21 protein-coding genes and 1 riboswitch are annotated in these 21,379 nt (G+C 37.8%); of the genes, 7 read left to right on the top strand and 14 right to left on the bottom strand.

The genetic code is table 11. From position 1 onward, the window contains the following. Nucleotides 1-14 precede the first annotated feature (14 nt). The 6 genes from pfkA to dnaE all read right to left on the bottom strand — a co-directional run bounded on the left by pfkA (nt 15) and on the right by dnaE (nt 8,335). A complete protein-coding gene (gene pfkA / locus EDC24_RS01175) occupies nt 15-974 on the bottom strand; it encodes a 6-phosphofructokinase (protein WP_124219038.1) in 960 nt (319 codons plus the stop codon). Nucleotides 975-1,105: 131 nt separating this feature from the next. Continuing rightward, on the bottom strand, nt 1,106-2,071 hold the full coding sequence (gene accA / locus EDC24_RS01170; RefSeq protein ID WP_124219037.1) for an acetyl-CoA carboxylase carboxyl transferase subunit alpha: 966 nt from the start codon (nt 2,069-2,071) through the stop codon (nt 1,106-1,108). Continuing rightward, nucleotides 2,068-2,925 carry an acetyl-CoA carboxylase, carboxyltransferase subunit beta gene (gene accD, locus EDC24_RS01165; RefSeq protein ID WP_124219036.1) on the bottom strand — a complete coding sequence of 286 codons (858 nt, stop codon included), beginning with the start codon at nt 2,923-2,925 and terminating at the stop codon, nt 2,068-2,070. The genes accA and accD overlap by 4 nt, the downstream gene beginning before the upstream one ends. A gap of 101 nt (nt 2,926-3,026) precedes the next feature. Further along, nucleotides 3,027-3,641, bottom strand: coding sequence for a FadR/GntR family transcriptional regulator (locus tag EDC24_RS01160; RefSeq protein WP_124219035.1), 615 nt, complete (start codon nt 3,639-3,641; stop codon nt 3,027-3,029). 17 nt (nt 3,642-3,658) lie between these two features. Further along, complete coding sequence (ystJ, locus tag EDC24_RS01155) at nt 3,659-4,894, bottom strand: NADP-dependent malic enzyme (protein ID WP_124219034.1); 1,236 nt, start codon at nt 4,892-4,894, stop codon at nt 3,659-3,661. A gap of 108 nt (nt 4,895-5,002) precedes the next feature. Continuing rightward, nucleotides 5,003-8,335, bottom strand: coding sequence for a DNA polymerase III subunit alpha (dnaE, locus tag EDC24_RS01150; protein WP_170158434.1), 3,333 nt, complete (start codon nt 8,333-8,335; stop codon nt 5,003-5,005). Nucleotides 8,336-8,468: 133 nt separating this feature from the next. Between dnaE and ytrH the strand changes: the two genes are divergently transcribed. From ytrH to EDC24_RS01135, 3 genes are all read left to right on the top strand, one after another. Continuing rightward, nucleotides 8,469-8,801: a sporulation membrane protein YtrH gene (ytrH, locus tag EDC24_RS01145; protein ID WP_124219032.1), complete on the top strand. Its 333-nt coding sequence runs from the start codon at nt 8,469-8,471 to the stop codon at nt 8,799-8,801. Then, nucleotides 8,798-9,307: a sporulation membrane protein YtrI gene (ytrI, locus tag EDC24_RS01140; RefSeq protein ID WP_124219031.1), complete on the top strand. Its 510-nt coding sequence runs from the start codon at nt 8,798-8,800 to the stop codon at nt 9,305-9,307. The genes ytrH and ytrI overlap by 4 nt, the downstream gene beginning before the upstream one ends. 99 nt (nt 9,308-9,406) lie before the next feature. Beyond that, nucleotides 9,407-9,589 (top strand): YtzJ family protein, encoded by a 183-nt coding sequence (locus EDC24_RS01135; protein WP_124219030.1) that lies wholly within the window; start codon nt 9,407-9,409, stop codon nt 9,587-9,589. Nucleotides 9,590-9,819: 230 nt separating this feature from the next. Here the strand turns inward: EDC24_RS01135 and EDC24_RS01130 are convergent, their stop codons facing one another. Next, nucleotides 9,820-10,767, bottom strand: coding sequence for a DHH family phosphoesterase (locus EDC24_RS01130; protein ID WP_124219029.1), 948 nt, complete (start codon nt 10,765-10,767; stop codon nt 9,820-9,822). Between the two features lie 89 nt (nt 10,768-10,856). Between EDC24_RS01130 and EDC24_RS01125 the strand changes: the two genes are divergently transcribed. Then, on the top strand, nt 10,857-11,147 hold the full coding sequence (locus EDC24_RS01125; RefSeq protein ID WP_124219028.1) for a YtpI family protein: 291 nt from the start codon (nt 10,857-10,859) through the stop codon (nt 11,145-11,147). Here EDC24_RS01125 and EDC24_RS01120 read toward each other — a convergent pair. After that, nucleotides 11,137-12,441 carry a DRTGG domain-containing protein gene (locus tag EDC24_RS01120; RefSeq protein ID WP_124219027.1) on the bottom strand — a complete coding sequence of 435 codons (1,305 nt, stop codon included), beginning with the start codon at nt 12,439-12,441 and terminating at the stop codon, nt 11,137-11,139. The genes EDC24_RS01125 and EDC24_RS01120 overlap by 11 nt on opposite strands. 351 nt (nt 12,442-12,792) lie before the next feature. Further along, on the bottom strand, nt 12,793-13,473 hold the full coding sequence (locus tag EDC24_RS01115; RefSeq protein ID WP_124219026.1) for a metal-dependent hydrolase: 681 nt from the start codon (nt 13,471-13,473) through the stop codon (nt 12,793-12,795). Between the two features lie 114 nt (nt 13,474-13,587). Between EDC24_RS01115 and EDC24_RS01110 the strand changes: the two genes are divergently transcribed. Beyond that, nucleotides 13,588-14,679, top strand: a complete 1,092-nt coding sequence (locus EDC24_RS01110; RefSeq protein WP_124219025.1) for a M24 family metallopeptidase — start codon at nt 13,588-13,590, stop codon at nt 14,677-14,679. A 59-nt stretch (nt 14,680-14,738) separates the two neighbouring features. Then, nucleotides 14,739-14,840, top strand: a riboswitch (SAM riboswitch). A 78-nt stretch (nt 14,841-14,918) separates the two neighbouring features. Then, nucleotides 14,919-16,025 carry a 5-methyltetrahydropteroyltriglutamate--homocysteine S-methyltransferase gene (locus EDC24_RS01105; protein ID WP_124219024.1) on the top strand — a complete coding sequence of 369 codons (1,107 nt, stop codon included), beginning with the start codon at nt 14,919-14,921 and terminating at the stop codon, nt 16,023-16,025. A 344-nt stretch (nt 16,026-16,369) separates the two neighbouring features. Here EDC24_RS01105 and ald read toward each other — a convergent pair whose 3' ends face one another. Beyond that, nucleotides 16,370-17,482 (bottom strand): alanine dehydrogenase, encoded by a 1,113-nt coding sequence (gene ald, locus EDC24_RS01100; RefSeq protein WP_124219023.1) that lies wholly within the window; start codon nt 17,480-17,482, stop codon nt 16,370-16,372. Nucleotides 17,483-17,580: 98 nt separating this feature from the next. Continuing rightward, complete coding sequence (locus tag EDC24_RS01095) at nt 17,581-18,333, bottom strand: SDR family oxidoreductase (protein ID WP_124219022.1); 753 nt, start codon at nt 18,331-18,333, stop codon at nt 17,581-17,583. 134 nt (nt 18,334-18,467) lie between these two features. On the opposite strand from EDC24_RS01095, the gene EDC24_RS01090 reads away from it, so the two are divergent. Continuing rightward, entirely contained in the window at nt 18,468-18,929 is a 462-nt protein-coding gene (locus EDC24_RS01090; protein WP_124219021.1) for a universal stress protein, read from the top strand. A 30-nt stretch (nt 18,930-18,959) separates the two neighbouring features. On the opposite strand, the gene EDC24_RS01085 is transcribed toward EDC24_RS01090, so the two are convergent. From EDC24_RS01085 to ytfJ, 3 genes are all read right to left on the bottom strand, one after another. Continuing rightward, the gene (locus tag EDC24_RS01085; protein ID WP_124219020.1) at nt 18,960-19,772 is read right to left on the bottom strand and encodes an EcsC family protein; all 813 of its coding nucleotides are present in this window, start codon (nt 19,770-19,772) and stop codon (nt 18,960-18,962) included. Between the two features lie 57 nt (nt 19,773-19,829). Then, nucleotides 19,830-20,810, bottom strand: coding sequence for a class I SAM-dependent methyltransferase (locus EDC24_RS01080; protein ID WP_124219019.1), 981 nt, complete (start codon nt 20,808-20,810; stop codon nt 19,830-19,832). An 86-nt stretch (nt 20,811-20,896) separates the two neighbouring features. Then, nucleotides 20,897-21,379: a GerW family sporulation protein gene (gene ytfJ, locus EDC24_RS01075; RefSeq protein WP_124219018.1), complete on the bottom strand. Its 483-nt coding sequence runs from the start codon at nt 21,377-21,379 to the stop codon at nt 20,897-20,899.

Below are 21,379 nucleotides of genomic sequence, written 5' to 3'. Positions count from 1 at the left end.
CCTTAATCATAAAGTTAAATCGATAGCTGATTTGATAATTCGTATAAGTCTTTAGATATTTTCCTCTTTTGGTCTAAGGCTTCAATAATATCATGATGGACAAGTTGATTATGTTCAATTCCAACCATTCGACCTTGCTCGCCTTTTAATAGTAAATCAACACTAAACGCACCTAAACGCCCAGCAAGTACTCGGTCATATGCAGTAGGAGAACCTCCTCGTTGTGTGTGCCCTAGAACCGTAACACGCGTTTCAACATGAAGTTCGTTCTTTATTTGATCCGCATAGTCAACAGCACTTCCGACACCTTCAGCAACCAAGATAATGCTGTGGCGCTTTCCACGTTCGTGACCGCGTTTGATTTTATCAACAACTTCTGCCATATTAGGTGGCACTTCTGGAATTAAAATACTCTCAGCACCAGCAGCTACTCCTGACCATAGGGCTAAGTCCCCTGCATCACGACCCATGACTTCGATGACGTAAATTCGCTCATGAGATGTCGCGGTGTCTCTGATTTTATCGACTGCCTCGATCACGGTGTTTAATGCCGTATCAAAACCAATCGTATAATCAGTTCCAGGAATATCATTATCAATTGTACCTGGAATACCGACGCAAGGAATTCCACGTTCAGTTAATTTTTTAGCACCCTTAAAAGATCCATCTCCACCAATTACAATTATTCCATCTATGCCATAATGATTTAATTGAGCAATGGCTTTGTCTCGACCTTCTTCTGTTTTAAATTCTTCGGAACGAGATGAATAGAGGACTGTGCCCCCTTTTTGAATAATATCACCAACAGAACCAATATGTAATTGCTCAATATGACCTTCAATTAAGCCTTGATAACCATAATAAATGCCAAATACTTCAATATTATTATAAATGCAACTTCTAACAACAGACCGAATCGCAGCATTCATTCCTGGTGCATCGCCACCACTTGTTAAAATGCCAATTCGTTTCATACTATCACCCCGTTCAATTCTGTTATGTGCTCTATTTTAAATCATATAGTTAAGAAATACCATGAATAAGACAAACATTAAAAAAGTCTAAAATTTAAGAGTTTTAAATGAAAAACGGAGCTGACTTAAGTTCAGCTCCGAACAACGGATGTAACGGCTCCGATTTTTTGATACTTTTCCCATCTTTGTTCTAATAAATCATCTTCTGAGATCTGTTCCAGTTCGTTTAAAGCTTTACGTAAGGTTTGACGGATCGCATCTGATTGATCTGTGATATCACGATGAGCTCCGCCTTGGATTTCTTGAATAACATCATCAATAATACCTAATTCTTTTAAGTCGTAAGACGTAATCTTCATGGATTCCGCTGCGTTTTGAGCTAGGTTTGAGTCCTTCCAAAGCAAAGCAGCTGCACCTTCTGGCGAGATGACAGAATACGTCGAGTTCTCTAGCATGTATAATCGGTCGCCAATACTAATGCCGAGTGCACCACCTGAGCCACCTTCGCCAATTACAATACAAATAATAGGAACTGTCAATCCGGCCATCTCTCTTAGATTACGAGCGATTGCTTCACTTTGACCACGTTCTTCTGCCGAACGGCCAGGGTAAGCCCCTTTTGTATCAATAAACGTAACAATTGGACGGCTAAACTTCTCAGCCTGATACATTAACCTTAAAGCTTTTCGATAACCTTCAGGGTGTGGCATACCGAAATTACGTCTTAAGTTCTCTTTTGTATCTTTTCCACGCTGGTGGCCAATAACTGTAATCGGAGTTCCTTCAAACTTTGCAATACCTCCAACTATCGCTTCATCATCACCATAATAACGGTCACCATGCATTTCTAAAAAGTCCGTAAATAAATTTTCGATAAAATCTAATGAGGTCGGTCGCTCAGGGTGTCTAGCCATTTGCACACGGTCCCAAGGTGACATATTACCGTAAACTTCTTTTTCAAGTTTTTCTAAACGACTCTCAAGTGTTTCAATTTCATCCGTTAAATCTATATCACTTTCACTAGTAAACTTTTTTAATTCAGCAATTTTTTCTCTTAATTCTACAACTGGCTTTTCAAATGGTAATACATGTTTCATGTTTGCTCACCTCCAGATTGGTGAATGTCTAAAATCGTCGTTAGTGTCTCTTTCATATCTTGTCTGCTAACGACTTGGTCTAATTGGCCGTGTTTGTATAAAAATTCTGCCGTCTGAAAGTCATCTGGAAGTTTTTCACGAATTGTTTGTTCAATGATCCGTCTTCCTGCAAATCCGATTAAAGCTCCTGGTTCTGCAAAGTTATAATCCCCTAATGAAGCAAAACTTGCAGAAACTCCGCCAGTCGTTGGGTTTGTCATATATGAAATAAACAACCCGCCTGCGCGAGAAAAACGCTCTAGTGCCACGGATGTTTTAGACATTTGCATTAAGCTTAATACACCTTCTTGCATACGGGCTCCACCAGAAGCTGTAAAAATAATGATTGGTAGACGTTCATCTTTCGCCTTTTCTATAGCACGGGCAATTTTTTCACCAACAACAGATCCCATACTACCCATACGGAAGCGAGCATCCATAACGGCAATAGCTGTTGGGTAACCATTAATCATACCTTTTCCAGTAACGACCGCTTCATTAATACCCGTTTTCTCACGGTCTTTATCTAATTTCTCTAGATAACCTGGGAAATCTAGTGGGTTCTGAGACATCATATCCTCATCCCACTCTTCAAACGTCTCACCCATTAAATGCTCAATTCGTTCACGAGATGACATTTGATGGTGGTGTTCACAATGTGGGCAAATCATTAAATTCTTCTCTAGTTCTTTTCGATAAAATATTTGTCTACAAGAAGGACATTTCACCATTAAACCTTCAGGTACGTCATCACGTTCTTCTTGCTTAGTTACAGTAGCGTATTTTTTCTTTTTATTAAAAATATCTTTTAACAAGCGGATTCCTCCCTATTGAACAAGCTCCACTCAACTATATAAAAAATAGCTCAAAAAGTTTGTCAAAATTCATCGTTTAATTTAAGACAACTGAAAATCATTTAGTACTTTTCATAGATTTTTTTGATTTGACCTGATGCTTGTTTAATATTGTGTTCGCTTAATGCTTCTATAAATTCTAAATAAAAGTCTTGATTAAGATGACTTGAAAAAGTAGTTTGAGAAAAATTATTTATTAAGTGCCAAATCTTCGTTAATAATTCATTACCTACATGTTGAAATAAATAATTAAATACGTGTGTATGAATGTATGGGATCTCTAATTCAAGAATCTGGGATTTTAAGTTTTGTATATCTGATTTTGTTAGTGTTGTATGAACCCGACTCACACATTCATGTTCTATCATTTGTCTGACATCAAGAAGTTCTTCTTTTGTTGTTGGTTGTCTTAGTACAAACGTCGCTAATAATTCCACCGTGTGGTAAGGGCGGTACGTTTTTAAAAACGTCCCTTCACCATGTCTCGTCTCAATTAAACCTAATAGTTCAATTGCACGTAATGCTTCCCTAACGGATGAACGCCCCGCATTCAGCTGTTCTGAGAGTTCACGTTCAGATGGAAGCCGGTCCCCTTCTGATAGTTGGTTCTCCTCAATAAAAAGTCTAATCTGGTCTAAAACTTCCTGATAGACTTTTATTTTTGCCGAATTAGTCATCGTAGCACCTCAAGAAATTATTCTCTATCAATGGATGTCAATTCTTGTGTGCGCTTCCTTACATTCTCGGGATCAATTTGAATTCGAGCCACGCCGGACTCCATAGCGGCTCTTGCTACCGCGCTAGCCACTTCCGGTGCAACTCTAGAATCAAATGGATTTGGAATGACGTAATCCTCTGATAGCTGATCACCAACTAAATTAGCAATAGCTTCAGCTGCCGCTACTTTCATTCTTTCATTAATGCGCGTAGCTCGTACATCTAAAGCACCTCTGAAAATACCAGGGAATGCTAACACATTGTTTACTTGGTTTGGAAAATCAGATCGACCCGTACCAATCACTTTCGCACCAGCGGCTTTTGCATCGTTTGGCATAATCTCTGGGTCAGGGTTTGCCATTGCAAAAATAACAGGTTCTTCATTCATGCTCTCAACCATTTCTTTAGATAAAGCTCCACCTACAGATACGCCGATAAAGACATCTGTTTCTTTAACAACTTCTTCTAGTGAACCTTCAACTTTATCTTTGTTCGTCATTCTTGCAACTTCTTCTTTAACAGAATTCATGCCGTAAGGGCGACCTTCAAAAATCGCACCTTTGGAATCACACATAATCATGTCACGAACGCCGAAATTGTATAAAAGGTTAATGATGGCTATTCCCGCAGCTCCAGCACCATTAATGACAACTTTTATTTCAGAGAAAGATTTTCCATTTAAGCGAAGCGCATTGATTAAACCAGCAGCTGTAACAATCGCTGTACCATGCTGGTCATCATGGAAAATCGGAATATTAGTTTCTTTTTTTAACCGGTCTTCAATGATAAAGCAGTTTGGTGCTGCGATATCTTCAAGGTTCACTCCACCAAATGTCGGCTCCATTAGTTTTACGGTATTAACAATTTGGTCCACATCATTCGTATTTAAGGCAATCGGAAATGAATCAACACCAGCAAAACCTTTAAATAATGCCGCTTTACCTTCCATTACAGGTAGTGCTGCTTCTGGACCAATGTTCCCTAGACCTAACACCGCTGACCCATCTGTCACAACTGCTACCATATTTCCTTTCATCGTAAAGTCATAAACGGAATCTTTATCGTCATATATCGCTTTACAAGGCTCCGCAACACCTGGCGAATAAGCAAGGCTTAAATCTTGCTCGTTACGAATTGGGATCTTAGAATGAGTTGCCAACTTCCCTTGATTGACTTTGTGTAAATGAAGTGCTTCTTCTTTTAAGCTCGTCACGAGAACCTCTCCTTTAATTTCAGTCTGAAATCAGTGGTCAGACCACTACTATGTAACTTTATTTATTATAACAAAACACTCTCATGTGTAAAGCATTTCAAGTGTGCATTAATTTCTCTTAACTTTCACATGTTCATGGCCAAATGCTTCCTCTAATTGCTTTAATGCTTCCGATGTTTCAGCCAAATCATACGCCTCAGACAACTGATATGTTTTGTTCCGATATGGCGCATAAATAACTACCGGTGTATTGCCTCCATATTGCTCACTAATTTGTTTCAATTGTTTGAGCTGTTGTTTTTCATCACTTCCATGAAATTTGATGAAAATTTGAGCGTCATTTGCTTTCGGAACTGAATCAATATCAAATGGCTTAACTGAATTAAGGATTAACTGCAATTCGCCTTGGCGTTCATCCAACTTACCATTTAATTCAATGAATTGATCTTCCTCTAACCAACGATAAACCTCACGATGTAATTTAGGAAATAATACCGCTTCAAGCTCTTCAGTTTCATCTTGTACCGTAAGAAACGCCATTTTTTCACCACGTTTCGTCCTAATTTCATGAATACGCTCCACATTAACCACTAAATTAACTCGAGTCATTTTACGCTGTATGGATTCTGTAATGGAATAAAATTGTTTTTTCTTAAGTGTCCTGCGTATATGGCGGATTGGATGTTCACTAATAACAAATCCTAAAACATCCTTCTCCATACTTAATTGCTTCATTACCGGAAAAGGCTCAACATTCGGATATTCCACATCCATATGAAATAGCTCATCAGACCAATTAAGCTGTTCATTCATATCAGAGAAAAGCTCACCTTGCTCCATAGCCGGCATCACAGTGGCCAAGAGCTGAGCGCGGTGTTTTTTCATTTCATCAAGAGCGCCCGCCATAATGAGTGTTTCGATAACAGATTGGTTGATCGTTTTCAGATCAACCTTTTTACAAAAATCAAATATATTTTTATAGTTTCCATTTTTTCTGCCTTTTAAAATTTCATCAAACGCTTGCTTACCGACATTTTTAATGGCCAGTAAACCAAAGCGAATTTTCTTTGCAGATTCTACCGTAAATTTACCAAAACTATGATTAATAGATGGTGGTAAGATCTCAACTCCTTGATGGCGTGCTTCTTTAATGTATTTAGCTACTTTTTCATCATCATGCATAACGGATGAAATGAGTTCAGCATAAAAATAGGCTGGATAATTCGCCTTAAAGTATGCCGTCTGATAGGAAATAATGGAATAGGCAACGGCATGACTTTTATTAAATCCATAGTCAGCAAATCGCTCAATCCAATCAAAAAGCTTTATTGCAGTCGAATCGTCATAGCCATGTTCCTTACTTCCTTGTAAAAATTGCTGCTTCATCTGATGAATGGCTTCTCGATCTTTTTTACTAATGGCTCGACGTAATAAGTCAGCTTGTCCTAAAGTGAACCCAGCAAATTGATTAACCGCCATCATAATTTGTTCTTGATAAACCAATACACCGTAAGTTTCTTCTAATAGAGGTTTTAAGTCTTCGTGAATATATTGAACACGTTCTTCCCCATGCTTACGCTTAGCGAAAGTCTCTATAAACTGCATAGGACCTGGTCTAAATAAGGCGTTGACAACGACAATATCTTCAAGTCTATTAGGTTTAATCGCTCGTAATGCCTGCTTCATACCACTAGACTCAAACTGGAAAACCCCTGTGGTCATCGCTTTTCTTAATATCTGATAAGTCCGTTGATCTTCTAATCCTAGTTTTTGTAGTGAGACCGTTCTTCCCTCATGTTCTTCAATCTGCTTTATAATACGTTCTAGTAACGTTAAATTTCTTAACCCTAACAAATCCATCTTTAATAGACCGACAGACTCTAGCTGGTCCATCGGATATTGTGTTAACATCACGGATTCTTGACCTTCGATAACAGGAATGGAATTCGTTAATGGCTGATCTGCTATAACGATTCCAGCTGCATGCGTTGAATAATGACGTGGTAATCCTTCAATTACCAATGCTGCTTTAAACAGTTGTCTTAACACATCCGATTGTTTGATAAACGCTAGTAATTCACTGTTATCTTTAACTAATTCTTTTAATGTTGTGCTTGATGACAGTTGTTTTAAAAGGTACGTTAACTGATCCTTTTCAATTTCAAACACCTTGCTTAACTCTCTAATTATGGACCTCGCTTGGAACGTCCCAAACGTCATAATTTGTGCCACACGTTCACGTCCATATTTACGTGACACATATTGAATCACTTCATCTCTTCGATAATCTGAAAAGTCAATATCGATATCGGGCATTTGTCTACGTTCTGGGTTTAAGAAACGCTCAAATAATAAACCATATTTAAGAGGATCCACTTCGATAATACCGAGTAAATAAGCCACAATCGACCCTGCAGCGGAACCGCGTCCAGGGCCAACTAAGATCCCTTCTTTTTTCGCATAATCAATCATGTCTTTGACAATTAGGAAATAATCAGAGAAGTGCATCGACTGAATGACGCTTAGTTCATGATTTAGACGATTCACAGCTTCTTGATGATTAGTCGAATAAACCTTATCTAATTGTTTCTCACATAATTGCCTTAAGTATTCGTCCGAACTAATTCCACCCGTTTCTTCGTACGACGGTAGACCAAACCATTGATCAGGAAGCTCTATGTGAATTTGATTAGCTATTTTGACTGTATTTTCTTTCGTAGACAGCCACTTCTCTTCAATCAATTCATCAATTTCTTCTTCTGACATAAAGTATGTACCCGGCACCCCTTGACGACGCACTTGTTGCAATGTCGTAGAATGCCTCATAGCTAAAAGAGACTCATAACCGATTCGGTCCGAGTCAACTAAATAACGAACATCACACATTAAAACAGATTTCTCAAACAGAAACGAATCATTCTCAATCCAGTTAGTTACTAACTGCTTTTCCGTACCTATAGGCTGGACGTGTATATACCAATCGTCAGACTTTTCATCAATAGTGTTTACTAATTCACGAATTCGCTGATGGTCCTCAAGGTACATGATTTCTTCGACATACGTTGCATAAAATGAAACGACCGTCGTAAGCCCCTTACATTGAGCAATATGGTCTAGTGTTACCTTTTCTTTATGATATTGTTTTAAATTCGATAAATGTACAAGTGATTGATACCCCTCAATATTCTTAGCATATAAATAAAACGTCACCGGTCGTTGTTCATCACCAATGACTGCTTGTATGGACATGCCGATAATCGGTTTAATGTCTTCCTTTTGACACGCTTGATAAAAAGCATAAGCACCATGAAGCACCTCATGATCGGTAAGTGCACAGGCGTCATAGCCTAATTGTTTGGCTCTTTTTACATAAGAATCTATTTTAATCGTACTGTTTAAAAACGAATAACTGCTTTTCACTTGTAAATGAACAAAACTCACGTTCATCACACCTTCTTATTTTGACCTAGTTTTATTATATCGAACCTATGTCAAAGTTGAAATGTTCAACATATAATATTTAGAAATCTCATATTGTTTATTAAAGACAAGCAATATGAGAAGGTTGATGATCATGGAAGAACGGTTTTTTGCAGCACTAATCACTTGTTTTTTTATATCATTTGGTGTTTTGCTCGGTGGCTCATTGTTTGGTAGCTTAAGTGCGTATATTACGGGAGAACCACCAGTATCTGAAATGATGGTATCTGCTCAAAGGCTTCGAATTTGGGCCATTGTTGCAGCTATTGGTGGTACTTTTGATGCGATATCGACCTTTGAAAGAGGCATATACGACGGATCTACCATGGACTTATTTAAACAGATTATGTTGATTATCTCGGCTATGGGTGGGGTGAAGGCCGGGGTATTAATTATTTCTTGGATCACACAAGGTGACGTGACATGATGCATATACCACCCTATTATAAAAAACCGAAGTGGCAAGCATTTTTTCTTGGCGTTTTAGCTGGCGGAATTATCGGTTATATCGTGTTCCTTTATATGTTTGGCGAACATACAGAACGGTGGATTGAGGAAAATTTAACCCTCAGACAGGATCTTAGACAACTTGAAAATGATTATGAATTAATCAAGGAAGAAACAGATGACCTAAACAAACAAAATGAACAGCGCCTTAATATTAGGGACGTTGAAATTGAATTCGTTAATATCGAACAGATGCGGTTAGACCGTTTCACATCCCTTCGTTTAACAGCTCTGGTGGAGGATGAAATCAGTACGGTCATCGGACGAAATATTGAGTCTGTTGGTGAACAACACGAATTATTAATCCGTACCATTGAAAATAAAAATTTTAGAGTTAATGACATAAATTATCAAGTTAAAGTGACCCTTCTTGTAATTGGACCCACTTTAGACATTTCATTGGAAATTAAAGTTCAAACTAGCTAAAAAAATTGACTTTTTTTTGAAAGTTATGTCATATAAACCAATAAAATCATACTTTTCGGGTACAATAGAAGTGTAAACAGATTTAAAGAGGTGAGTAAGATGTTTGTATTTGATAAACGGCAAATGGCAGATGATAAATTAAATGAACTGCTAAGTGGTAATACCGTTTATGCAGAAACTGAAGAACTCATCCGACTAATGAATCGACGCATTGAATCACATGATTTAGACATAACAGTTGATAGCACTGACTTAGGTTGTTGGTTTATACCGAATAACTAAACTTAAACCCCTGAGTTGTTGTATTGTGATGAGCGAAGGTGGCGACTCCTAGCGGATTAAGCGCGATTCGAAAATCACGCAAAGCGAACGGGAGTGAGCTTTGGGAAGTTGAGAACGCGCCCCCTGGAAAGCGTCCACCGTAAGCGTTCACAATACAACAACGTATTATAACTGGGGCTAGACTTTTAAAAAGGCTGACCTTCATCATAAATGATGAGGTCAGCCTTTTTTTATACATGTTGAGATTTATATTCCTTGCAAACTTTCTCTAAGTCATCAATTAGACGATCGGCTTCCTCCCATGTATTAACCTTAGCACCAGACGCCATAGGATGACCTCCACCATTATATTTAAACGCGACATCATTAACCACTGGCCCTTTCGACCGTAACCGAACACGAATAACATCCTCGTCTTCAACAAAGAACACCCAAGACAATATGTCTTCAATATCACCAGCAATTCCAACAAACGCATGAGTTTCCTCAGATGTTAACTCATATTGGTCTAACAATTTACGATCAATCTTAAAGACAGCAACACCACTTTCGCGAGGTTCCAGCTCTGATAATAACTGTCCTTTAAATTTAGCCACCTTCAAAGGTACCTGATACATATTTTCATACAATTCTGAACGGTCAAAATCATATTTCGTAAGGTCACTTGCTACTTCAAACGTTCTACCGGTCGCACTCGGAAATAAAAACCTTCCTGTATCCCCTACAATGCCAGCATATAATAACCTTGCGCTTTGATCATTTAACACTAACTCATCACTAGCAGCATATAACTCATATACCATCTCACTCGTTGATGAAGCTTCAGTATCAACCCACATAAGGTCACCATATGGTTCACGGTTTGGATGATGGTCAATCTTAATCACTTTATCACCTAGTTCAAACCGCTGATCACAAATTCGCTCTTGATTAGCGGTGTCACACACTATGATTAAAGCACCTTTAAACTGTTCATCATTGATTTCATCTAACCGGGCTAAGTAATGAAGGGAAGGGTCTTCTTCGCCAGCTAACTTCACAGTTTTTTCTGGATAAGTTGCTTTTATGATTTCAGCCAGGCCTACCTGAGAACCGTAAGCATCAGGATCTGGCCTCACGTGTCGGTGCAAAATAATATGATTGTATTCCTTAATCAGTTTCAAAATATCTTTTTTCATCATTTCGTCAACCTTTCTTAAGTTATAGTACTAGAATTTTTTTACCACACCCGATACAATGAATGAAGATTGAATGAAGGAGGGTTTCAATGCCAATATTTATATCTGTTATTATCATTTCGTTTATTTTATACATTTTCTTCAAAGTACAAATTCTTAAATCTAAAGACCCTTTATATATGCATTTTACCAATGCAAAAGGACGTATAGCTTTAGGTTTTTTTGTCTCAACGTTTGGCATGAACCAGTATTATGCTTATCAAACACAACTCGCATTATTTATAAGCATCGCATTTTTAATTCTAGGAATTGCACAAATCGTTCATGGGTTTAAATTGTACAAACATTATCGTCAGGAATTAATGAATGCTAACGGTTAATAAACTGCGTCATGACCATGGCTTTACCAGCCAGTTCATCGTTCGACAGGATTTGAACATCGACTTTGGCGTATTTCCGGCCGAGTTCAAGAATTTGTGGCACGATCGTTAGATGACTTCCAATCTGTACAGGCTTCATGTAGTAGATCGATAAATTCTCGATCACCATGTCGCCTGTTTTTTGTTGTTTTAAAACTTGATTACATACCTCTGTAACAAAAGAAGCAAACACCCCATAAGATAGCGAACCTAACTGATTCGTTAGTTGGGGTGACACTTCAGTTGTAAAAAAGGCAGATTCAGCGTCATAATGCAGTTGTTTTTGAACAATATCATCGATTGTCTCACCAATTTGAGGCTGTCGTTGATTACTTTGAAGCCCCTTAATCACATCCTGCCTTGTAATAACACCTTTAAACTTATTATGTTCATCAACGACTGGTAGCAACTCAATCCCTTGCCACACCATTGTATGAGCCGCACTCGCTAATGAAGTGGTCAATTGCACGCTAATAGGTTGCTTCGTCATTACCTTTTCAATCTTGATATCGTCAGGTTTACCAATAATATCCTTAGAAGTCACCATGCCTACAATATGATGCTCATCATCAACGACAGGATAACGGCTATGTTTTGTTTCGTTATTTAATTCGTACCATTTTTGAATGGTATCACTTTCTTGCAAAACAAAAGTATCTTCAAAAGGGGTGTAGATATCATCAACAATAATAATCTCTTTTTTGATCAATTGGTCATAGATGGCACGGTTAATCATAGCGGCAACGGTAAATGTGTCATACGTACACGAAATAACAGGGAGTTCATATTGATCTGCTAATTGCTTCACATGATCGGTTGTATCAAACCCACCTGTAATTAAAATGGCAGCTCCAGCATTTAACGCCTTCTCCTGCGCTTTTACACGGTTACCAACGATTAATAATGAACCTTTATCTGTATAACGCATCATGGCTTCTAACTTCATCGCGCCAATGACAAATTTGTTTAACGTTTTATGTAACCCGCTTCGTCCACCTAAGACTTGTCCATCGACAATATTGACGACTTCAGCAAACGTTAGCTTTTCGATATTTTCTTTCTTTTTCTTTTCAATACGAATCGTACCCACACGCTCAATCGTACTTACAAAACCGATATTCTCCGCCTCTTTAATCGCACGGTACGCTGTTCCCTCACTAACATTCATGTCTTTGGCAATTAAGCGTACAGATATCTTCTGTCCAATGGGTAATTGTTCTATATAATTTAATATTTGCTCATGTTTAGTCGCCATGACGATCACCATTTTCTATATATAAATTTTTATGTAAACAATTAGTCAAACTATTAATTTAATTATACCGATTTCCTTCTCATAATTAAAGTGCCAGACAAAAGGTGAGAAAGACGAAGGATGGGATGGAAATTAATCAGCGTAATCAAAATACGTAGACTCCTTTGGGAACAGCACGAGCCGATAATCACGCAAAACGAACGGGAGTGAGTTTTGGGAAGTTGAGGCCGTGCCCAAGGAAAGCGAAGTATTTTGATGGAGCGTATAAGAAACTCCGTACTATGATTCAAACTCAACCAAAGTACGGAGTTTAAAAATTACTATTTTGTTACAGGCGTTTTTAGAAAATCCTTATAATTCAATTACACCGCCTGGTTCCATGTAATGACCAACACCCGGTTTTAAGCTATTACAAAACGCTTCAGGGTCCTGCTCGATAACAGGGAACGTGTTATAGTGTACGGGCACGACTTTATCCGCCTTAATCCACTCTGATGCCAGCTTCGCATCCTCAGGTCCCATCGTGAAATTATCACCAATTGGAACAAATGCTAAATCAATATCATTTAAATCACCGATTAGTTTCAAATCAGAGAAAAGTCCAGTGTCCCCAACATGATAAATCGTTTTTCCTTCAATCGTTAGCAAGATCCCGCCTGGCATACCTGTGTAAATAATCGTTCCGTCATCTTCTGTAAAACTTGAACCATGAAAAGCTTGAGTGTATTTAACTTTTCCAAAATCAAATTGGTATGAACCACCAATGTGCATGTTATGAGTCTTCAAACCTTTACCAGCTAAGTAATCTGCTAATTCGTTCGGTGCAACAACAAGCGAATCATTGCGCTTCGCAATATCCACTGTATCACCCACGTGATCGTTATGTCCGTGCGTTAACAAAATCACATCTGCTTCTACTTCATCTGCATTTAAATCACATAATCCATTACCTGTAATAAAAGGATCAATTATTATCTTCGTGCCTTCATGCTGAACTTGTACAACAGAATGTCCATGATAAGATACCTTCATAACATAAACCTCCTAAAGAATTGTTTTCTTAAAATTAAGTTCTACATGTTCATTTATTTCCCTTGTTTCGTTATGATAACACATAGAAGTTAAAATTTTTTAGAGGTGATCCGGATGGATAGTAGATTAAATTATTTAATTCAAGCTTTAAAAGAAAACGATATGGACAGTGTTTTTATTACTTCTAAGGAGAACGTATTTTATTTCACAAACCTTTATGCTGAGGCTCACGAACGATTAATTGGAGCCTATATCGATCAAAAAGGAAACCAAGCCTTAATTGTACCTGCATTAGAAAAGGAAGATGTTAAAAATGCTGGTTGGGAAGCTCATACGATTACATATTTTGATCATGAGAACCCTTGGGAGAAACTATCTTCATATATTCAAGATATTGGACAACCTCATTCATTGGCCATTGAAAAAGAAGATTTAAACGTTTTACGTTTTGAAACGCTAAATCATTATTTATCGAACACCGAGCTAGTAGATGGTCAGTGTATGTTAAATGAATTAAGACTAATTAAAGATGACAATGAAATGAAGATTCTTAAAGAAGCAGCACAATACGCTGACTTTGGTATTGAAACGGCGTTAAAACATATTAAAGAAGGTCAAACTGAGCTAGGGATCATTGCAGAAATTGAGTACGCCATGAAAAAGGAAGGTATTCGTAATATGTCATTTGATACAACCGTTTTATCTGGAGCAAAGTCAGCTGCCCCACACGGAACACCAGATTTAACAACACTTAAGCAAGGCGACTTTGTCTTAATGGATATGGGCGTTGTTCACAAAGGTTATTGTTCAGATATTACGAGAACGGTTGTGTTAGGGAATGCTACTAAAGAACAACGTGACATTTATGAGACTGTTCTACAAGCTGAAAATAAAGCGATTAACTCTTGTCATGTTGGTATGCGACTTGGCGATTTAGACAAGATCGCAAGACAAGTCATTAAAGATGCTGGCTATGGTGAGTATTTCCCTCATCGAATCGGTCATGGTCTAGGAATTAACGTTCACGAATTCCCTTCATTAGCTTCTAACAACAATGACCACCTAAAAGAAGGTATGTGTTTTACCATTGAACCAGGAATTTACGTCCCGGATATTGGTGGTGTGAGAATAGAAGACGATGTGTTTATGAACCGAGATGGTGCTACGACACTCACTGAATTTATGAAAGAGCTTATTGAATTATAAGAGTACCTTGACATTCCAAGATCGAAGCTTTAAGATTTTCATCAAGCCAATTTAATAATTTCTTATCCAGAGAGGTGGAGGGACTGGCCCTACGAAACCTCAGCAACAGGTTCTTGTAACACTGTGCTAATTCCAGAAGCCTATAGGCTGAAAGATAAGAAGAGATATGTCGTTCAAGCCTCTTCTTATGGAAGAGGCTTTTTTGTTGGCTTAAATTTAGAAAGTGAGGGATTTAAAAAATGACAATCAATACAAAAACCATTCCATTTCGTGCAGACCACGTTGGAAGCTTGCTACGCCCAGATCGATTACATGAAGCACGGAAAAATTACAAAGAAGGAAGTATTAGTGCACAGCAACTAAGACAAGTTGAAAACGAAGAAATTGAACGTATAGTGGATAAACAAATTGACATCGGGCTTGAAGTTGTAACAGACGGTGAATTCAGAAGGACTTGGTTTCATTTAGATTTTATGAAGCATTTCAATGGAATGGAAGGTTATGTTCCTGAAACAGGGTTCCAGTTTGCTGACCTTGAAACAGAACGCTATGACGTTTGCAATATTGGTAAAGTTACTTTTAATCCCAATCATCCATTTATTCAAGACTTCAAAGAGTTTAATGAAATTGTTAATGGAAGAGCAATACCTAAATTAACAGTCCCGAGTCCAAATCAATTTTTTAATGCTGGCATCAGAAATAACGAACTTTATCCTGATATTGAACAATTCGCACAGGATATTATTCAGGCATACCAAGATGCAATTCAAGCTTTTTATGATGCAGGCGTCCGTTACCTTCAGCTGGACGATGTCTATATTGCAGGACTTTGTGCACCTGAAATCCCATTCAATGACGGCAAATATTCACGCGACTATTTAATTGATTTAGCTTTAAGAATCGTAAACGGAAGTTTAGAAAATAAACCTGATGACTTGTATGTCACGACTCATTTATGCCGTGGCAACTACCGATCAACTTGGGCATTTTCAGGCGGTTATGACGTTATCGCACCTACCTTATTAGCGAATGAAAATGTCGATGGATTCTTTTTAGAATATGATGATGAACGCTCGGGAAGCTTTGAACCGTTAAAACATATTCCAAATGACGGACCACGTGTGGTATTAGGGTTATTAACATCAAAATCTGGTGAACTTGAGGACCGCGAGACAGTTTTAAGAAGAATAGATGAAGCCTCTAAGTACTTACCGATCGAACAATTGTGTTTGAGTCCACAGTGTGGTTTCGCGTCAACTCATCACGGAAATGAACTAACAGAAGACGAACAATGGCAAAAACTTAAGTATATCGTTGACTTATCAAAAGAGATTTGGTCTGATTAACACCCTCGATCATTTATGCGCTACATTTTTGCATTTATGCGCTGGTTTTTCTGATTTATGCGTATCAAAATTTGTCGAACATGCAAAATCGACAAATTTCTGCGCCCTTTTTAACCCGTTTATGCGCTCTTTCCATTAAAAAAAGTTGCCCTTCAACTCAAGGGCAACTTTTCATTATATAGCTTTCTTTTTCTTATTGCGTCCGAATTTATTTTTCATTTTTTGTATAAACGGAAAAATAATCGGACCATATTTTATTAATCTAACTAGCCATTTTTTCATCAATAAGATCTCCTTCAATCATTGCTTTAAATTAGTTTCTCACGATTGAAGGAAAATATAATTTACAATAATTCACTTAGCTCTGTATAACCTAAATTATGTGCATCAGCTACGGCTTTATAAGTTACTTGACCTTTAAGTGTATTAACACCTTTTGCTAAGTATTTGTTATCTTTCACAGCTTTAGTATAACCTTTATTCGCCAATTGAAGGGCGTAAGGTACCGTAACGTTTGTTAGGCCAATTGTTGAGGTTCTTGGAACAGCACCAGGCATATTGGCAACCGCATAATGTAAGACACCGTGTTTCTCATACGTTGGATTATCATGCGTTGTTATATGATCGACCGTTTCAACAATTCCACCTTGGTCAACGGCAACATCAACAATAACAGAGCCTGGTGACATCTCTTTAACCATTTCCTCTGTTACTAATTTCGGCGCTTTAGCACCAGGGATTAACACAGCACCAACGACTAAGTCGGACTTCGCTACCGCTTCTGCAATATTTAACTCATTAGACATCACTGTATTGATTTGATTACCGAAAATATCATCGAGTTGACGTAAACGTTCAGGATTCAAGTCAACAATCGTCACATCTGCACCTAAACCGACAGCAATTTTAGCAGCATTTGTACCTACAACACCACCGCCGATGACTGTCACATTACCTCTATGAACACCAGGGATTCCGCTTAACAAGATTCCTTTACCACCACGAGATTTTTCTAAAAACTGAGCACCAATTTGACTCGCCATACGACCAGCAACTTCGCTCATCGGCGTAAGTAAAGGCAATGAACCATTATCCAGTTGAACCGTTTCGTAAGCAATACCTACAACTTTGTTGTCAACTAAGGCTTTCGTTAATTCTGGTTCAGCTGCTAAATGTAAATAAGTAAATAAAATAAGTCCTTCATAGAAATAATCATACTCTTCAGGAAGAGGTTCTTTAACTTTCATGACCATTCCTTGTTTCCATGCTTCAGCCGCTGTTGAAACAATTGTTGCTCCCGCTTCTTCATACTGCTTGTCCGTAAAATTAGAACCTTCACCAGCATCTGTTTCGATAAACACTTGATGACCCGCATTCGTAAGGTCGTTAACGCCAGCTGGAGTTAGAGCAACACGATTTTCATTGTTTTTAATTTCCTTAGGTACTCCGATATTCAAAGTATGACCTCCCTTAATCAACTATTTAATTTTGCCGCTATAACTATAACACTTCTTACACAAAAAATGTATAGTTTGCGGCATTGATTTTTATTAAATTATAAATAACGATGGATGACATCTTTACCACCGTTAACATCTACAACAGTTCCTGTGATCATATCCGAATTATCATCACATAAAAAGCCAACTGTTCTCGCGATATCCTCACCGGTACCTTCTCGTCCAACAGGTGTATCAGCTTGTTGCAACTGTCTGCTTTCTTCAATCGTCTTTTCTTTCATGTCATCAGTAATCTTTCCAGGAGCAACCATATTAGCCGTTATTTTATGTTCAGCTTCTTCTAGAGAAATCGTCTTCATCAACGAGGCCACTCCCACTTTGGCAGCAGCAAAAGCTGAACGATAAATCCAACCTGAACTATGGTCAACACCTTGAAACCCTAGGAAAACAATTCGACCAAACTGTTGTTTACGCATAATCGGCAAACAACCTTTTACTAAATGAAAAGAAGCATCTAAATTCCCGCGAATCATTTGGTTCCATTCACTTTCATCGTAATCAAACAATTTCTTTCGCTCAAAAACGAATGGCCCAGCATTAGCAATCAAACAGTCGATTCTACCATATTTCTCATATGCTTCTTCAATCACTCTTTCTATATCTTTTGGTTTCGTAACATCTAACTGTGTTATATGTAACGGAGCTTCCGTGTACTGTTCTCTAAGAGTCTCAGCCCTTTTAGAATCTGAATGGTAAGTTGTTGTGACGCTGCACCCTTGTTCTAGAAAATAATCGGTTATTTTTCTTCCTAGCCCTTTTGTACCTGCTGTAATTAAGACGTGGCGCATACTGGATCTCCTTTTCTATTTCACCTGTTTATACTATATTTTACCACTAATTTAATAAAAATAAAAAATCGCTTCCATTCATGGTTATTAATATAATAGTAAAAATGATATACTACTAAAAAGGAGGGTCTGATTTGGCATTTGAATATCACAATATTGTCATTGCTGTTGATGGTTCTAAGGCTTCTGATTATGCATTCCAAAAAGCAGTTGATATTGCAAAACGAAATCACGCTAAACTAATTATCTCACATGTGGTTGATACTCGAGTATACTCTACGATTGAAGCTTACGACAGACATGTATCAGACCGTGTTCAAAATGATGCACTAGAACTTTTGAAAAGTTATGAAGAACGAGCTGAACGTGCAGGGGTCGAAAATGTCGTTATAGACATTGAACATGGTTCCCCTAAAGTGAAAATCGCAAAAGAAGTCGCCCCAAGACATGGAGCTGACCTCATCATTTGCGGAGCTACAGGTATGAATGCTGTTGAGCGCTTCTTCATCGGAAGTGTTTCTGAACACATTACACGCTACGCAAAAGTCGATGTGTTAGTCATCCGTCCAGAAGACGACGAAAAACAGAAAAAATAAGCCTACTCGAGGAGATCTCATTCTCCTCTTTTATTTGTGTTCATTTAGGTGTCTGTACTGATAAAAATGTTTCGCAAAATCTGTTACATCTTTAGCTAATTTATAGTTTGAGAACGCTCCAATACCAACACTTATTAATGGAATACCTTGGAATAATTTTTTGCGAAACATCACAATTGCTAACGTTTTAAACACTTGATTAATCGGTTGTTCGAACCATGTATGATCCGTTAATAAAGCCTCATACTTCATAATCGTTTCAAGTTCGCTACTCTCACGTTTTAACTCTTCCCAAGCTTCATACTTCAACCTTCTAGGCAAGATGCCTCCGTGTAAAACTTTTAACGCTAAAACCATTTCAATTGGATTGTTCATATCATAGCCAAAACTACTTCCAATCAATTGAACACTTCGCAAGTTAAGCGTCACCATAAGTGGAAAGTCAACACCTAATAAGAACCATCCGCCAGTACCGGTTATACCGCCTTGTGTAAATGAATAAACACGACTTTTAGCTAATTGTTGATCAGCCAAATAAGTGAGCTGTTCTACTCTCAACTTTTTTAAATCAGAAATATTCTGAATATCATCATGGAAGGTACGAGCTGTTTGCAGAATTCGTTCTTGTGCGTTGATTTGATAACTTGTTCCTTGCAAAAACGCATAAGTGTATAAAAACCATTGATCTGTCAGTTCAAAAAACTTTTGCTGGTAATGATCAGGTATTTTATGAAACATACTTTGCGTCCACAATTCATACATTCGTTCAAAATCATTCGTGTTGTATTGTTTAATCTCGCCTTCCCACTGATGCAAGGATTTTAGAATACGTTCCTCTCCCATAAAAAATCCTCCTCAACATATGGATAAAACCAGCCCTAAATAGGACTGGTAATCATTTTATCGCTCATTCTCGAACCATTGATTAATTTGCATTAGAATACTGTCCATTGCCTGAACATCTTTAAACGACGGTAAATCAGCTAATAGTACCTTTCTAGGATCGCGTGTATTTTCCCCTTTTTTCTGTAAAACAAAAATGCTTTTTCGCATTTGTTCATGTTTAAACATGGTCTCAGGCAACTGTAATAAACCAACGATATGAGCGTGTTGTTTTAGAAACTGTTGCAATTGATCTTTCTGTTCACTTTCAAACAAGGAGCTTGGTACAACGAAGAATAGGTACCCGCCTTCTTTTGTATACTTTAAGCTCTGTTCGATGAATAGATGATGAGCAAAGGAATGTCCTTCTTCTGCTTTAAGGTCATAAGCAGAGGCCGTATCATCATCTGGATAAAAACCTACAGGTAAATCTGATACGACTGTATCTACTGGCTCAAGCAATATTGGTTTCAAGCTATCTTGATGAAAGTATTCAATTTCCCTTTCTTGTAGATTAGTATTACTATATGCCAAACGAATTAAAGTTGGATCCACTTCACTTCCATAGGCTTTAATTTGCTTGTTTTCTAATTGATTAATGACAGAAATCAATAAATTAGCCGAACCGCACGCAGGATCAAAAACAGAGAATTTATTCGTATCCCCCATAAAACGTTGAAGTAAATACCCCATAAACATTCCAATTGTGTCAGGAGTAATGTAGTGATGCTGTTGAGTCGAACCTTTCATTCCTTTTAGAATAGCTAATTGCATGGCTTTACGACGCGCTTCTAAAGGATACTCATTTAATTGAGCTTGGTTTAGCTGTTCTGTTAAACGCTTTTCGTAGTCTTCGTCTAAATCCTCAGGTAGATCTCTATAAAAAAGCAACTCACTCGCTGCGATTAATGCTTCCAAATAAGGAACATCTTCTTTTTCGACAATCATATTCGTTGTTGTATCTAACCAGGTAAATAATTGCTCGGTTTGTTGTTCCAATCAAAGTCCCTCCGCTTCTTAAGGCGTACATAATGCTACAACTTATATTTTAGCAAAAAAACGAAGACTTTGATAGAAATTTAAAACTACTCAGGCGTACTCGTTGATTGGTTCGATTCTTTCGATTGTTGGTCTTGTTGTTGGCCTTGTTTCTTATTGCCTTTATTTTGTTGTTGGAAATATTGCTGAACTTTCTCTACTGCTTGAGGTGCCAGTTCAATAAGCTTTTCAACAATGTGGGTGCCTTCATCTAAATGAACCATTTTGACTTCATTCGTTCTAACGATTAAAAATCCAATTGGGTTAATGGATACTCCGCCCCCAGCACCACCACCAAAAGGATAAGAAGAACCGCCTGATTGTGATTGATCATCACTTTGACTAGACTGTCCACCTTGAAACTCACTACCACCTGCGGCAAAACCGAAACCTACTTTGGATACTGGCAAGATAATTGTTGATTTATCAGGGGTTTCAATTGGCTCACCTATAATCGTATTCACATCAATCATATCTTTTAAATTTTCCATGGCCGTAACCATCATCTCATGTATTGGATGTTCACTCAT

Origin of the sequence: Aquisalibacillus elongatus (assembly GCF_003843875.1) — a bacterium.
GTDB classification, from domain to species: domain Bacteria; phylum Bacillota; class Bacilli; order Bacillales; family Alkalibacillaceae; genus Aquisalibacillus; species Aquisalibacillus elongatus.
Note: the sequence above shows the minus strand (reverse complement) of the source record. Positions and strands in the feature narration are given on the sequence as shown.